This window comes from Veillonella sp. VA139 (genome assembly GCF_003992005.1).
Lineage (GTDB): Bacteria > Bacillota > Negativicutes > Veillonellales > Veillonellaceae > F0422.
The window spans coordinates 35991-51501 of sequence record NZ_RQVL01000008.1 but is presented as its reverse complement, the minus strand read 5'-3'; the positions used below and the strand labels follow the sequence as shown (position 1 = coordinate 51501).

11 protein-coding genes are annotated in these 15511 nt (G+C 40.4%); all 11 read right to left on the bottom strand.

Annotated elements, in window-relative coordinates; genetic code table 11:
• Nucleotides 1–18 precede the first annotated feature (18 nt).
• The 11 genes from rpoD to EO125_RS04335 all read right to left on the bottom strand — a co-directional run bounded on the left by rpoD (nucleotide 19) and on the right by EO125_RS04335 (nucleotide 15425).
• Nucleotides 19–1260 carry an RNA polymerase sigma factor RpoD gene (gene rpoD / locus EO125_RS04385; RefSeq protein ID WP_127147832.1) on the bottom strand — a complete coding sequence of 414 codons (1242 nt, stop codon included), beginning with the start codon at nucleotides 1258–1260 and terminating at the stop codon, nucleotides 19–21.
• A 21-nt stretch (nucleotides 1261–1281) separates the two neighbouring features.
• Nucleotides 1282–3045 carry a DNA primase gene (gene dnaG, locus EO125_RS04380; RefSeq protein WP_127147831.1) on the bottom strand — a complete coding sequence of 588 codons (1764 nt, stop codon included), beginning with the start codon at nucleotides 3043–3045 and terminating at the stop codon, nucleotides 1282–1284.
• 205 nt (nucleotides 3046–3250) lie between these two features.
• Entirely contained in the window at nucleotides 3251–4798 is a 1548-nt protein-coding gene (gene rny, locus EO125_RS04375; RefSeq protein ID WP_255416568.1) for a ribonuclease Y, read from the bottom strand.
• A gap of 141 nt (nucleotides 4799–4939) precedes the next feature.
• Entirely contained in the window at nucleotides 4940–5443 is a 504-nt protein-coding gene (locus tag EO125_RS04370) for a regulatory protein RecX (RefSeq protein ID WP_127147830.1), read from the bottom strand.
• The gene (gene recA, locus EO125_RS04365; RefSeq protein WP_370447288.1) at nucleotides 5443–6552 is read right to left on the bottom strand and encodes a recombinase RecA; all 1110 of its coding nucleotides are present in this window, start codon (nucleotides 6550–6552) and stop codon (nucleotides 5443–5445) included. Before recA ends, EO125_RS04370 begins: the two co-directional genes overlap by 1 nt.
• Before the next feature lie 4 nt (nucleotides 6553–6556).
• Nucleotides 6557–7792, bottom strand: a complete 1236-nt coding sequence (locus tag EO125_RS04360) for a competence/damage-inducible protein A (protein ID WP_127147829.1) — start codon at nucleotides 7790–7792, stop codon at nucleotides 6557–6559.
• A 12-nt stretch (nucleotides 7793–7804) separates the two neighbouring features.
• Nucleotides 7805–9145, bottom strand: coding sequence for a 30S ribosomal protein S12 methylthiotransferase RimO (gene rimO / locus EO125_RS04355; RefSeq protein ID WP_127147828.1), 1341 nt, complete (start codon nucleotides 9143–9145; stop codon nucleotides 7805–7807).
• Nucleotides 9142–10185, bottom strand: a complete 1044-nt coding sequence (locus tag EO125_RS04350; RefSeq protein ID WP_127147827.1) for an ABC transporter substrate-binding protein — start codon at nucleotides 10183–10185, stop codon at nucleotides 9142–9144. Before EO125_RS04350 ends, rimO begins: the two co-directional genes overlap by 4 nt.
• A 30-nt stretch (nucleotides 10186–10215) precedes the next feature.
• Nucleotides 10216–12177: a YgiQ family radical SAM protein gene (locus EO125_RS04345; RefSeq protein WP_127147826.1), complete on the bottom strand. Its 1962-nt coding sequence runs from the start codon at nucleotides 12175–12177 to the stop codon at nucleotides 10216–10218.
• A gap of 18 nt (nucleotides 12178–12195) precedes the next feature.
• On the bottom strand, nucleotides 12196–12642 hold the full coding sequence (locus EO125_RS04340) for a helix-turn-helix transcriptional regulator (RefSeq protein WP_062400958.1): 447 nt from the start codon (nucleotides 12640–12642) through the stop codon (nucleotides 12196–12198).
• Between the two features lie 53 nt (nucleotides 12643–12695).
• Nucleotides 12696–15425 (bottom strand): DNA translocase FtsK, encoded by a 2730-nt coding sequence (locus tag EO125_RS04335; RefSeq protein ID WP_127147825.1) that lies wholly within the window; start codon nucleotides 15423–15425, stop codon nucleotides 12696–12698.
• Between the last annotated feature and the right edge of the window lie 86 nt (nucleotides 15426–15511).

Sequence of the window (15511 nt, the reverse complement as noted above, 5' to 3'; positions counted from 1 at the left end):
ATGATGAAATGGCAAGTATTATAAGAAATCTTTAATTTTATCTCGTTTACCACGATTACGCAACTTCGTTAAGGCTTTCCCTTCAATTTGACGAATCCGTTCCCGTGTTACATTAAAGAATTGACCGACTTCTTCCAATGTACGTGGTTTGCCATCTTTCAAACCAAAGCGTAATTCCAATACTTGTTGCTCACGATCTGTTAAGCAGCTGAATACTTCTACAATTTGCTCACGTAGCAAGATAAAGCTAGCCGCATCATCTGGAGCTACTGCATCTTTATCTTCTAAGAAGTCGCCTAAATGGGAGTCTTCTTCTTCCCCAATCGGCGTTTCCAAGGAAACTGGCTCTTGCGAAATTTTTTGAATTTCACGCACCCGTTCTACGGTAATACCCATACCCTCTGCAATTTCTTCTGGGCTCGGTTCGCGACCTAAATCTTGTAATAATTGACGTTGAATACGCACTAACTTATTAATCGTTTCTACCATATGTACAGGAATACGAATCGTTCTAGCTTGGTCAGCAATAGCTCTCGTAATAGCTTGACGAATCCACCATGTAGCATAGGTAGAGAATTTATATCCTTTTGTATAGTCGAATTTATCAACTGCTTTAATAAGACCTAAGTTACCTTCTTGTATCAAATCCAAGAACAACATGCCACGACCTACATAGCGTTTTGCAATACTAACTACAAGACGCAAGTTCGCATCAATCAATTTCTGTTTTGCACTATTTCCTAATCGCACTTCTTTATAGGTAGCACTTTCTGCATTGCCTGCCTCAATTTGTTGTGCCAAAATGATTTCTTCATCACCAGATAACAACGGAACACGACCAATTTCTTTTAGGTACATACGTACTGGGTCATCGATGTTCATCCCTTCAGGAATAGATAAGTCAAGATTAATCTCTTTTTCCTCATCATCATCTTCCTCAGTAATATCAATGTCACTGCTTAAATGTTCCACATCTACATCTACATCTACATCAACTTCCACTTCAAGATCTTTATCCAACAATTCATCATCATGCATAGGTAGCTCACTTTCTGAATCTTGTTCATCATCTTGAATAACTTCAATATTTAAATTATTAAATACTGCATACATGCTGTCTAACTGTTCTGCCGTTACTTCTACTTGCTCTGAAAGTGCATCAGAAATTTGTTTTGACGTAATGACACCGTCTCGTTTTGCTGTTTCTAATAAAATCGCTATAATCTCTTGCACTTGCGATTGCTTTTTCTTCTTTGCCACTGTGCTCTTCCTTTCACTACATCAAGACCACTGTTTAATCAATTCTTGTAAATCCTGACACATTCGTAATTCTTCTATAAACCTAGGATCATTAGCCCGACTCAATTGGTCTGCTAATCGACTATGCTCCTTATATTGATTGCGAAGGGATTTTAGTCGTACACTTCGAATTAAACTGTGCAACAATTCCTCATTTATTTCTCGATTCATCAAAACCGACCATTTCCCAAACATATGCCAAGATTCAGCATCTAAAGATTCCTCTAAGAGGACGTCCGATAAACTTTCCCCCTGGTTTACTAACTCGCCTATCCTTTCATAATAAGCACTATACATAGGATGGGTAAAATCTTCCACCCCTATATATTGGCTCACCAAGCTATATATATCATTATCCTTACCTACCCAGTACAGCAACTCTTCTTCATCTGTGAAAGTCTCCTTAGGCACATTCACGGCCTGCTGTTTTAATTCTATGTTTCCTTGTCGAAGAAACTGTCTAAAGTAAGTAATAATGGTACTCACATCTAACCATAAAGGTAATGCCAAGGCTTTTAAATATTCATCACGTCGCACTTGACTTTCATGACCTGCAATGAAGGGGAATATATCTGATAAAACAGCCCGTTTCCCTTCCACTGAATTCGTATCGTGACTGCTCAAGCTTTCATTTAATAAAAACTCAAAATCTCTTGGCGATGTATCCACTAATTCTTGCCACGCTTCAGGACCATGATTTTTGATAAAATCATCGGGATCCTTTCCATCAGGCATAGATACTACCTTAACAGAAAATTCTGTATTTTGCAATAACTCGATAGCACGTTTCGCTGCCGTACGACCAGCCCCATCCATATCATAGGCAAGGACAATTTCTTCTGCTTGACGCATCAAAAGTCGACCATGGTCTTTCGTATAGGCTGTACCTAGCGATGCCACTACATTCGTAATACCTGCATTATGACAACTCAGCACATCCATATACCCCTCAACAAGGACAGCCTGTTTCCTTTCACGAATACTGCGATAGGATTGATAAAAGGCAAATAATAGATGCCCTTTATTGAATATTTCCGTTTCTGGGGAGTTCAAATATTTCGGATTACTATCGTCAAGAACACGACCACCGAAACCTAATACACGTCCCTTTCCATCCATGATGGGAAACATGACACGCTTTCTAAAATAATCGTATATCTTGCCTTGCTCATTTTTACGGCACAATCCTAATTCTAGCAATACATTAGAATCCACACCTCGACCCGTAAAAGCACTATATAACTTATCCCATCCATCGGGGGCAAACCCTAGGCGAAATTTTGTAATGGTCTCCATGGATAGTCCACGCCTTAATAAATAGTCTAGTCCTTCTTTCCCCAATTCTGTTTTCACCAAACAATTATGAAAGAAATTTGTAGCTAGTTCATTCACCTCATACATAGATTCCAAACGAGCCATACGTTTCCGCTCAGCTGACGATACAGTCCGTTCTGGCAAAGCAATATTGGCACGACTGGCCAACCGCTCAATGGCTTCGGGGAATGTTAAATTATCATATTTCATCAGAAAGCTAATGACATTCCCCGATTCTCGACAGCCAAAGCAATAAAAAAAGCCCTTTTCAGGGGTCACACTAAAGGATGGCGTCTTTTCATTATGAAATGGACAACAACCCCAATAGTTTTTCCCTTTCTTCTTCAATGGGATATGCTCAGAAATGACAGATACAATATCATTGGCATTTTTGACTTGTTCAATTATGTCATCATTGAAAAACTTGCTCATGTCACTCTCCTAAGCTATATACTACCGTGTATGCATCAAAATATAATGTCTATGTATACCTTCTCTATCTATATTATTCTACATAAACAAAAAAACTCCTACTTAGAAATACTTTCTTTTTCTTCACACTATATATGCAATTCATATATAGTGTGAAAAAAAAGAAGTTAGAGCAGCCAAAGGCCGCTCCAACCACTTATGTAGACTATTTTTTCGCGTAATCTACGACTCGTGTTTCACGAATAACCACAACTTTAATTTGTCCTGGATATTCTAATTCATTTTCGATTCGTTTAATGATGTCCCGCACTAACAAGTTCGCTTCCACATCATCCACTTTATCTGGTTTTACCATAACGCGAATCTCTCGACCTGCTTGGATAGCAAAGCATTTTTCAACGCCTTCAAAAGATTCAGCGATTTCTTCCAACTTAGATAATCGTTTTAAATAATTTTCTAATGTTTCGCGTCTAGCTCCTGGTCGTGCTGCAGAAATAGCATCTGCTGCCGCTACCAATACAGCCTCTACAGATTTAAACTCTTCATCACCATGATGAGCGCCAATACAATTTTGTACCAATGCACTTTCATGATATTTTTTAGCAAGATCTACACCAATTTCTACGTGAGATCCTTCAATTTCATGTGTTAAGGCTTTGCCCAAATCATGTAATAAACCGCCTCGTTTGGCCAATACTACGTCGCAACCTAATTCCGCTGCCATCATACCTGCCAAATGAGATACTTCCACAGAGTGTTTTAATACATTCTGTCCATAACTTGTACGATATTTCAATCTACCAAGCGTACGAATCACTTCTGGATGTAAACCGTGTACATCGGCTTCAAATGTAGCTTGTTCACCAGCCTCTTTGATTGTGTTTTCCACCTCACGGCGTGCTTTTTCAACCATTTCTTCGATACGAGCTGGATGGATACGTCCATCTACAATGAGTTTTTCTAAGGCAATTCGTGCTACTTCACGGCGAATCGGATCAAATCCAGATAAAATAACTGCCTCTGGTGTATCATCAATAATTAAGTCGATACCTGTCAACGTTTCTAACGCACGAATATTACGTCCTTCACGACCGATAATACGACCTTTCATCTCATCATTTGGCAATGTTACAACAGATACTGTAGATTCTGCTACATGGTCAGCTGCACATCGCTGAATAGCCATAGAAATAATTTCTCTAGCATTCTTTTCCGCCTCTTCCTTTGCTTGTTGCTCAAAATCTTTAAGCATCACAGCAGTGTCGTGACGAATTTCTTGTTCTACTTTTGTTAGTAAAATTTGCTTTGCTTCCTCAAAGGTTAAGCTAGAAATGCGTTCTAACTCATCCATTTGTTGTTGATGCAATGCTTCGATTTTTTCTTCCGCTTTTTCTAGATTGCGTTCCTTATGGTGCAAGGACTCTTCTTTGCGTTCAATACTGTCTAGTTTTTTGTCTAATTGCTCTTCTTTTTGTAAAATTCGTCGTTCAAGACGTTGCAATTCATTACGTCTATCGCGATTTTCTTTATCTACATCAGCACGCAATTTATGAATTTCTTCTTTTGCTTCCAGTAACGCTTCCTTTTTCTTAGACTCTGCTAAGCGCTCTCCATCAGCAACAATACGTGCAGCTTCTGTTTCCGCTTTGTTTAGCTTACCTTCTGCAATATTGCGGCGCAATACATAGCCTACTCCAAGACCAATTAATACCATGACTACGGCAATAATGCTGTATTCTAAAATCGTGTTCACCTCCCACTTGCATAAAAAAGGAGAAGTCGATACATCCGCTTCCCCGGTTTCTCGCCCATTTTGCTTTTAAATTTTATTTTGCTTATTATTAAGGCTATTTTAATTTTAGTTCATACACCGTGGAATGTCAAGACAAAGCCCCTACTCTAAGTATGGGCTCCATTCATAACAGATAGATTGAATTGTACTCACACCAAATCCACGATTCTTCAGAAAATAAATTATTTTTTTCTTACTAAACTTATCTTCTTCACCATCTTCAATAGCGGTTAACTGTTCCTCATCAGATATGTGAAAGCGTTGCTCTAACAACTTCACAGCTACCGACCATTCATCATAGTCATCTAACGCACAAGATACATCAAGTCCTCGTTCGCGCATTTTTTCACGAATGTAATAGGTGCTATACTTTTCTGCCTCCATATAGGCACGCAGGGCTTCTTCTGACAATTCTTCATCATCTAAATACGATAAGGATATAAGTTTTTCCTCTACATCTTGGATAAGTTCACTAGGCACAGAACGTTGCGACAATTTACGCCTTAACTCTAGGGTGCTTAAGGACCGTGGCCCTAATAAACGCAAAGCTTGCTCCATAGCTGATGCAAATGTCCACTCCTCTTCTTTCGATGTACGAAATGCCATTATTCCATATCCACAGTTTCAGTAGTTGCTACTTCATCCACTTCTTCATCATGACCAAGTACATTTAATGGTTCTGCTGCTAATGTATCACGAATGATAGAGTCAATTTCTTGAGCAATTTGGGGGTTTTCTTTCAAGAATACTTTGGCAGCTTCTTTACCTTGACCCATGCGTTCTCCGTTATAGGAATACCAAGCGCCAGATTTTTTGATGACTTCAATATTCGCGCCGATGTCAATCAATGTACCTTCATAGGAAACGCCTTCCCCAAACATCAAGTCAAATTCTGCTACTTTAAATGGAGGGGCTACTTTATTTTTCACAACTTTTACTTTCGTACGGTTACCTACATGTTCTTTTGCCGCTGTTAAGGCTTCTCCTTTACGTACGTCTAAACGAATCGTAGAGTAGAATTTCAAAGCACGACCACCTGTTGTGGTTTCTGGGTTGCCGAACATGATACCTACTTTTTCACGCAATTGGTTAATAAAGATAATAACCGTTCTAGTTTTACTGATGGAGCTCGTTAATTTACGCAATGCTTTACTCATTAAACGTGCATGCACCCCAACGTGAGCATCTGTCATTTCACCGTCAATTTCTACTTTAGGTGTTAATGCCGCTACAGAGTCCACAACGATTAAGTCTACTGCACCAGAGCGAACCAAGGCCTCTGTAATTTCTAACCCTTGTTCACCATTATCTGGTTGTGAAATCAATAAGCTATTAATATCTACACCTAATTTTTTCGCATATACAGGGTCTAAGGCATGTTCCGCATCGATGAAGGCAACAACACCACCATTACGTTGTGCTTCTGCTGCTGCATGTAAAGCCACCGTAGTTTTACCAGAAGATTCTGGTCCATAGATTTCAATAATACGGCCTCTAGGGAATCCACCTACACCGACCGCCAGATCCAAAGCCAGCACGCCTGTAGAAATGACTTCAATATTCATTTTGTCTGCCGCTTCGCCCATGCGCATGATCGCACCTTGACCAAAATCTTTTTCAATTTGTTTTAAAGCCCCCTCTAAGGCTTTCATACGATCTTCTTGAGATCCGCTTTTCATATCAACTGCTGCTTCTTTTGCTTTATCCTTTGCCATTGTTCTACCTTTCTATTAATTCTTTATAAACATATTGAATCGCTCGTTCCGCTACACTCTTACGGATACTAGTACGATTCCCTATAAATATCTCTTTATGTACAGTAATACCTCGTGGTGTACCAATACCAATATACACAAGACCTACTGGTTTTTCTTCACTGCCACCACCTGGGCCGGCTATTCCTGTGGTCGCAATGGCATAGTCTGTACATAACACACGAAATACACCTTCAACCATTTCTGTAGCCGTTTCTTCACTGACAGCACCATATGCTGCCAATGTATCTGATGATACGCCTAATACTTGTTCTTTCACCGTATTCGCATAGGAAATAATACCACCTTGATAATATCCACTGCTACCACCTAAGTCAGTCAATGTTTTTCCTACTAGGCCGCCTGTACAAGATTCCGCCGATCCAATGGTAATCCCCTTTTCTAAGGCCATCTTGTGAAAGTCTTCCAACACCGATGTATCTAAACTACGGATATCTTTCAAACGTTCTAAAAGGATAGATCTCCATGGACCTAATTTCTCTTGACAGTCTACTTTTGATTCGCCTTTTGCAGTTAAGCGAATTTCAATGTACCCTGATTTGATTAGCAGTGCTATAGTGGGGTTCTGCTGATTCTGAATCAAGTCTTGCAACAAAGTCTCTAATTGCATTTCACGATATCCATACACAGCATACCGTTCAGAATAAATCATCCCTTGCTGCCCAAAACGTTGTTCTAAAAAGGGACTCACACTTTCTTTAAAAGTTCCTTGTAATTCTGATGGAGGACCTGGTAATAAAATATATACCGTGTGATCCTGTTCCACTACCACTGCTGGTGCCACGCCTACTGGATTATGTAGTACCTTTGCCCCTTCTGGTAAATATCGATCTCGGTCAGATTCATAAGGTTTCACCCTGCCTTGTTTCTCATAAAAGGAATCCACCTCTCGACCTGCTTCTTCGTGAAATACCAAAGGCAATCCCAACGCATCTGCCAAGGATTTTCGAGTAATATCTCCTTGGGTAGCACCTAGGCCACCAGAACTGATCACAATATCTGCTCGCTCCCCTGCTCGTTGAAATACTTCTTTCATACGCTCAGGATTATCCCCCACCGTCGTTTGATATGACACAGAATAGCCCCGATTGTTCAGTTCTTCGCTAAGCCATTTTACATTTGTATTGACAATATGTCCTAGTAATAATTCTGATCCTGTAGAGATTAATTCTACGATCATGCTATCACCATCCTATACAGTTTCTACTACTACGTCATAGGCAAACCCTTGTGATACTTTTACAGTCACAATATCGCCTTCAGACAATCCTGTTACATCTTCTACATACATATTACCATCTACATCTGGAGCCTGCATTTGCAAACGTCCACGAGCCAAAAATTTTCCCGGCTCTACTTCATCGATGGCTTCAATTAGGCCTTGATGAATCGTTCCCTCTAAGTCACGATTATGTTCCTCTGAAACTTGTGCTTGAATGGCCATTAATGTATGATATCGTTCTTCTTTCACTTCCTCTGGAATTTGTTCATCCATCATACCTGCTGGTGTACCATCCTCTTGAGAGTACGTAAATACACCCATGTGGTCAAATCGAATATCTTTGACAAAGTCTGCCAACTCTTGGAATTGCTCTTCTGTTTCTCCAGGGAACCCTACAATAAGGGATGTGCGCAATGTAATATGCTCACTGCGATTCCGAATTTTATGTAGCAAGGTCACAATGTTTTCCCGTGTATCCTTACGGTTCATACGTTGTAATACAGTGTTATTAATATGCTGTAGCGGCATATCAATATACTTGCACACCTTTGGTTCTGTCATGATGGTTTCCAATAATTCATCGGAAAAATGTTTTGGATACAAGTACAACATACGAATCCATTCGATGCCTTCAATCTTCGCCAATCGTTTCAATAACTCTGAAAGCAACGGCGTACCATTGTTCAAATCAGCTCCATAATAGGTAGTATCTTGAGCAATTAAAACTACTTCTTTCACACCTGCTTCTGCAAGCTGTTGCACTTCTCGTTCAATGGACTCCATAGATCGACTGCGATAGGCCCCACGTACTTTCGGAATGATACAGAATGTACATCCATTATTGCATCCTTCAGAAATCTTTACATATGCACTGTAGTCTGGTGTCGTCATCATCCGTGGCATACCTTCATCATACATATTTGTCATACTATCCATGATACAAATACGTTGACCTTGTTGAATAGCCTCCACAGCTTCCATGATACGATTCCAAGAACCTGTTCCAATGAGGGCATCAATTTCTGGAATTTCAGTAAATAATTCTTCTTGGTATTGCTGACTTAAACAGCCCGCTACGATAAGACCTTTACAGTCTCCATATTGTTTATATTGACCAGCCTCTAATATAGTATTAATCGATTCTTCTTTTGCTTTCTCGATAAATGTGCAAGTATTAATAATAATAATTTCTGCTTTTTCTAGCTCTTCTGTGATTTCATAGCCATTATCTTGTAAAGCTCCTAGCATCACCTCTGTATCCACCAAATTCTTGGCACAACCTAAACTAATATAACCTAACAACTTACTCATGGTGTATCCTTTCTAAAACGCACTTGTCGTATCCATTCTTGTAATATCTTATCTTGCTCTTCTTTCACAATCTCTGCATTCCATAACACAAGATGATTGCCCTGTCGGTCTTTATGAGATTCCACCGTTTCTTTAGTTGGCAAATAATACCTATCCCCCTCTTTCAATACAGCTTGTACCCGTTCTGAAAGTAGCCAACTCACAAAGGCTTCACTTTCACCAACATTACTGGATCCTTTTAAAATCCCTACGCCCATCGAATCATAAGGAGTACCCTCCCTAGGATATAGAATGGTCAACGGATATTTATGAATCTCATACAATTTGGCATCCGAATAATGTCCTACACTGACCTGTACATCTCCAATAGCAGCCATGCGCACTGAAGATGGCAAGGCTTTTGCATACTGCACAATACGTGGCCGCAAACTATCAAAATAGGAGATAGCACCATCTAGTCCATAGATAGCACCGAAACTATTCAATAAAGTAGTGGACGATGCATCGGCTACAAAATCAGTAACCGCTATACGCCATGGGCCCGTATAAGCTAAGGAAAACCAAGTATTTACATATTTTCCCTGACTGCTATAGAAGGTATCGTGTAAGGCTAACACATAAGGATCATACCATATCCCTACCCATTGCTCATCCGGACCGTGGAATACTGTATCTACCACATGGGTTAAGGTAACTGGCAATCTACGAAAGGCTCCATGCTCAACCCCTGCACTGAGATTGGATTTTGTAGAAATCACAAGGTCCCCTTGTTGCTCTGCTTCTGGCAAAGCTAACCGTGTACCCATTTGGTTCTGCGGTATGGGGATAACATGCACTCTTACTTGTGCCTCTCTTTCGTAAGCCTGTCCAATAGCTCTCATAACTTCAGGATCCCCATCTGTATAGATAGTAATTTCTGCTCGTGTAGAAATCACAGGTCGATCCACTTGATCTTGTTTCATATCATTAAGCCACAAACCTACGCTAAACATACCTACTACTACTAGTAAATACACCATGAGCAATCGTAACCGTTTCATAGATTCACCTCCTTTACCTATTAGAGATACCTAACCAAAACTCCTTTTTTTCATACCTTTATTTTTTCGATTTCCTATACCAATTTTAGAACCACTATTTGTACGTCGCTCCCATTGTATAGAATCTTTTCTTCTACATGCTAATTTGGGTTCTCCTTTAAATGAAGTTTTATTGCCATCAGATTTCTGCGTATTTCGTTTGATGTTACGCGGTGGAATTAAGCATAAGGGACCGAATCCGATTAAATCTCTACGATTTGCTTTGATTAAGGCTTCTTTTACTAATTCGTAATTATCTTCTCGTTTATATTGCATCAAGGCTCGTTGCATCGCTTTATCTCTGCCTTTTTTAGCCACATACACAGGCTCACCTGTAAGGGGATTGATTCCTGTGTAATACATGGCTGTGGATAAGCTACCTGGGGTAGGAATAAAATCTTGCACCTGTTCTGGAGTCATATTTTGATCTCGTAAAAATTCTGCCAATTCAATAGCATCTTCTAATGTACAGCCTGGATGAGAACTCATAAAATAAGGCACCAAAAATTGTTGTTTACCTAATTTGCGATTCGCCTCATCAAACCAAGATTTAAATTTTAAGAAGTAACTTTTATTGGCTTTCCCCATGATGGTCGTTACATGCTCGGATACATGTTCAGGGGCAACTTTTAATTGACCACTCACGTGATGTTCGCACAATTCTCGAACGAAGTCTTTGTTATTATCATCCAATACATAGTCGTACCGTAACCCAGAGCGAACGAACACTTTTTTTACGCCTTTTACATTACGTACTTTTCGCAAAATGCTCACATAGTCATCATGATTCGTATTTAACTGAGGACATGCTTTGGGCGCAGCACATGTTTTCCCCTTACAAGCACCTACTTTCAACTGTTTATCGCAAGCAACATGACGGAAGTTTGCCGTAGGGCCTCCTACATCGTGAATATATCCTTTAAAACCATCCATGGTAGTCATGCAGTGAGCCTCATCTAAAATCGACTGATGACTACGATTTTGAATAATTCGCCCTTGATGGCTTGTAATAGCACAGAAAGAACAACTACCAAAACAACCACGATGGCTAGTAATGCTGAACTGTACTTCTGCTAAAGCAGGTACTCCGCCAGCCGCATCATACATAGGATGCCATTTTCTCGTATAGGGCAAGCTATAGACATGATCCATTTCTTCCTGTGTTAATGGTAAGGCTGGACTATTCTGCACTATATACCGATTACCATGGCCTTGCACCACTGTTTTCCCATAGTATGGATCTTGCTCATCAAATTGCATTTTAAAGGCTTTAGCAAAGATTTCTTTATCTACTGATATCGCTTCGTAAGATGGGCATTCAATAGCATTCTCTGGCACGGTGTTAGCAACATAACAAATCCCTTTGATTCCAGGTAATCGTTTTTGTAATTGGTCTTTATCTAAGGCTTCGGCGATTTCACGGATTTGCTTTTCTCCCATACCATAGATAAGGACATCTGCCTTACTATCCATCAAAATAGAGCGGCGCACCGTATCGGACCAATAGTCATAATGAGCAAATCGTCGCAAACTAGCTTCAATGCCTCCAATAACAACAGGAACCCCTTTGAAAGCCTCCCGCATACGATTCGCATACACCACCGTAGCTCGGTCTGGGCGCCGTCCAGATTCGCCCCCTGGAGAATACCCATCATCACGGCGATGTTTCTTAGCTGCGGTAAATTTATTGAGCATACTATCTAAGTTGCCTGCTGTCACTAAGGATGCCAATCGAGGCTTTCCTAATACCTTAAAGGCATTCACATCATTCCAGTCTGGCTGAGCTATGATACCGACTCGATATCCATAGGACTCTAATAATCTACCAATTACAGTAGGAGCGAAGGAAGGATGATCCACATAGGCATCTCCGCTGATAATGACAAAATCAAGTTCAGCCCACCCTCGTTCGTCCATTTCTGCTTTTGTAGTAATTAAATATTGTTCTTTCATAGTATTCCTTATACTGTATTACACGAAAAATAGCCAACCTAAAAATAGAATGATTAACAACAAAATACCACCTACTACAAATCGTTCTATCATCATCGTTTTTTGTCGCTTTGCCTTGCGACTTTCATAGGTTAACCGTTGTTTCGGTGCCTCAATCAATTCCTGTTCTCGAAAGGCATCAGCCTTCTCTTGTTCTTTTGACACCATTCTGCGTTTAGGAATCGTCAAGGATTCACCCATTCTATTTTTGAAAGTATCCACCAATCGACGGCTATCTAAGCCCAGTAGTTCACTATAATTTTTAATGAACCCTTTGGTGTACACACTACCTGGAATACGACTAAACTCATCATGCTCCAAGGCATGTAGGTAGGCTACTTTTATATGTAATACATCTTCAATTTGTTCTAATGTTAAACCGCGTCGTTGACGCTCACGTCTAAGTTCTTCGCCAATCGATGCCATAGAACCTCCTATACATATAGGTGCCATCTACATAACGCAAATGGCACACTACTCTAATCTACTGTAAAATTTGGGAAATATAGTTCTCTAATTTGATCTTCTCCCATTAAAATATCGCGACCTTTACTACTATTCGTAGGAGGTCCAATAATTTTCATATCTTGCATGGTATCAATTAAACGACCGGCTCTAGAAAAACCAACTCGCAATCTACGTTGCAAAATAGAAGCTGATGCACTACGTTGTTCTAGTACAATTTGTACAGCTCGTTCCAACAATTCATCTTGTTCCTCATCACTGTCCGTCGCATCAGAACTTTCAGCACCTTTATCTGTTTCTGCCATCATCACTTCATCATATTCTGGCTGACCTTGCCCTTTTACAAAGGCAATCAATTCTTCCACCTCTTCATCAGAAATGAAGGCCCCTTGAATACGAATTGGTTTATTCGCTCCTATAGGATTAAATAACATATCGCCACGACCTAATAGACGTTCTGCTCCTGCTTGGTCCAAAATAGTACGAGAATCAATTTGAGTAGCCACTGTGAAAGCAATACGACTCGGCACATTAGCTTTAATTTTGCCTGTAATCACATCCACCGATGGACGTTGCGTTGCCAACACCATATGAATCCCTGCGGCACGTGCTTTTGCGGCTAATCGGTCAATGGATTCTTCCACATCTGGATTGGTCATCATCAAGTCCGCTAATTCGTCGATAATAATTAAAATTAATGGCATTGCTTTGGTTGGGTTTTGTTTATTATAGCTTGCCACATTACGTACACCCGCAGTAGCCAATGTCATATAGCGAGCATCCATTTCACGGACCGCCCAGCGAAGCACTGCAGCAGCCTTATTCATATCTGTCACTACGGGCAACATCAAATGAGGAATGCCATTATACACGGATAACTCTACCATTTTAGGGTCCACCAAAATCAGTTTCACTTCATCTGGCTTACGACTAAACAAGATGCTAGAAATCAATGTATTGACACACACCGATTTACCTGAACCAGTAGAACCTGCCACTAGTAAATGCGGCATTTTAGCCAAGTCCGTTATCACCGGCATGTCCGCAATATCTTTACCAAGACCTACCGGAATACCACCACTTGCCTGTTGGAACTCCTCACAGTCCAATACATCTCGTAAATGAACAGCAGACACATTTTTATTAGGAATTTCAATGCCTACTGCAGACTTTCCTGGTATAGGCGCTTCCATACGAATATCAACGGCTGCCAAGCTCATTTTTAAGTCATCTTGTAAGCCCATAATTCGGCTTACTTTTGTCCCTTTTGCAGGTTCTAATTCATACCGTGTTACCGTTGGACCTTGTGTAGCATTCACCACTTTCGCTGTAATACCAAAATTATCTAATGTTTCTTCTAACAAGACCGCATTATGTGCCACTTCTTCACTTGTCACAGGATTGGATTTCCCCTGTGAAAGCATCGTCAACGGTGGATATTGGTAAGGTTTTTCTATCGTTCTAGGGCGAGCTACTCCATCCGTATTCACAGCTACCGCTGCTGTATCTTCCTTCGTTGTTTCAATCGTTGGTACTTCCACCAAAGGTTCTACATAACTTGGAGTCTGTAAAAATGATGGAGGTGTTATAGGCTCTAGCTTAGTAGATTCTTCACTTGCATAGGATTCTTCATCCACATCTGTAGTATATATCTCTCCTGATGTATCCTGTAAAGATGTATTCTCTGTAGCTTCTTCTATGCTCTCAAACATCGGAGTGGCCACTACTGATTCTACTTCAGAAGTACTCGTTACTACTTCATCTTCACGGATGTGAGGCTCCGGAATATACGCTTCTTCATCCTCATAGTCTTCCATAGGAGGCTGCATAATAGTCACATCTTTACTAGGCTCCATGGCTTCTAATTCTTCTGTATCTATTATTGACTCTGATGGTTCCATAGACTCTACATCGACTACATTAGCTCCTGATACTTCTACCGCCGTTGCACGGGATATTGCCTCCTGAGTTTCTATCACCGCATCTGCTTCCACTTCTATTTCATCAGATGAATCTTCTGTTTTAGGGTACCTTGCATCTTTTTCCCGATCATAGGCTTTGCGGCGTTCTTCTCGCCATTCATGCACTTGCTCACGAATAGCACTAGCTGTTTCCGTTGCTTTCTCTTGTGCTATTTCGAGACCCACACTAGCCTTGTCTTTCGCTTTATGTAATCCTTCACGGAGCGACAATTTAGTAATTCCTAGTACGCAGGCAAGACCTATAATAGCGGATAGTAAAATACCACCGATGTCGCCTACTAAACTTCTAAATAGAGATCCTAATAGACCACCAACTACACCACCATTTTCTGCTAGAGTTGTGGTACTTAATTCATCGCCACTAGTTACCTTCCATAACACTAGTTGCAATAATACAACGAATAGTAATCCCGTATATAACAGTCCTTTTCTCGTAATTGCAGCTAAAGAGCCTCTATATAACCAGCACCATCCATTATAGAGGACCCATAGGGCTACCACCCAACCGCCTAGGCCAAACCCATAGGAAAAAATACCACTAATGATACTACCCCATATGCCAGTGTCCACTCCAGCCATGCCGATAAGAGCTAGTATAGCAAAACCCATAAGAACTAGGCCTTTAATTTCGCTCCGAACACCTTTCACCTGTGTCTTGGCATTTTTTGTTTTACCTGGTTTGCTTTCCTTTAGGGGAGTAGATTGTTTCGATTGTACCTTTTGCCCTCCTCGTGAGGACTTGCCTTTCTTTTCCTCTGCCATTTCCAACTCCAAAATTCCGTTTCTATCATATACCTTAGCACTTTATTATACCATTTCCACCTATGAAAGTATATCGAACATCCTCA

Coding starts and splice junctions, on each gene's coding strand:
- dnaG (WP_127147831.1), bottom strand. CDS start 3,045: ATGAGCAAGTTTTTCAATGATGACATAATTGAACAAGTCAAAAATGCC.
- EO125_RS04345 (WP_127147826.1), bottom strand. CDS start 12,177: ATGAAAGAACAATATTTAATTACTACAAAAGCAGAAATGGACGAACGA.
- recA (WP_370447288.1), bottom strand. CDS start 6,552: ATGGCAAAGGATAAAGCAAAAGAAGCAGCAGTTGATATGAAAAGCGGA.
- EO125_RS04350 (WP_127147827.1), bottom strand. CDS start 10,185: ATGAAACGGTTACGATTGCTCATGGTGTATTTACTAGTAGTAGTAGGT.
- rimO (WP_127147828.1), bottom strand. CDS start 9,145: ATGAGTAAGTTGTTAGGTTATATTAGTTTAGGTTGTGCCAAGAATTTG.
- EO125_RS04370 (WP_127147830.1), bottom strand. CDS start 5,443: ATGGCATTTCGTACATCGAAAGAAGAGGAGTGGACATTTGCATCAGCT.
- EO125_RS04340 (WP_062400958.1), bottom strand. CDS start 12,642: ATGGCATCGATTGGCGAAGAACTTAGACGTGAGCGTCAACGACGCGGT.
- EO125_RS04335 (WP_127147825.1), bottom strand. CDS start 15,425: ATGGCAGAGGAAAAGAAAGGCAAGTCCTCACGAGGAGGGCAAAAGGTA.
- EO125_RS04360 (WP_127147829.1), bottom strand. CDS start 7,792: ATGATCGTAGAATTAATCTCTACAGGATCAGAATTATTACTAGGACAT.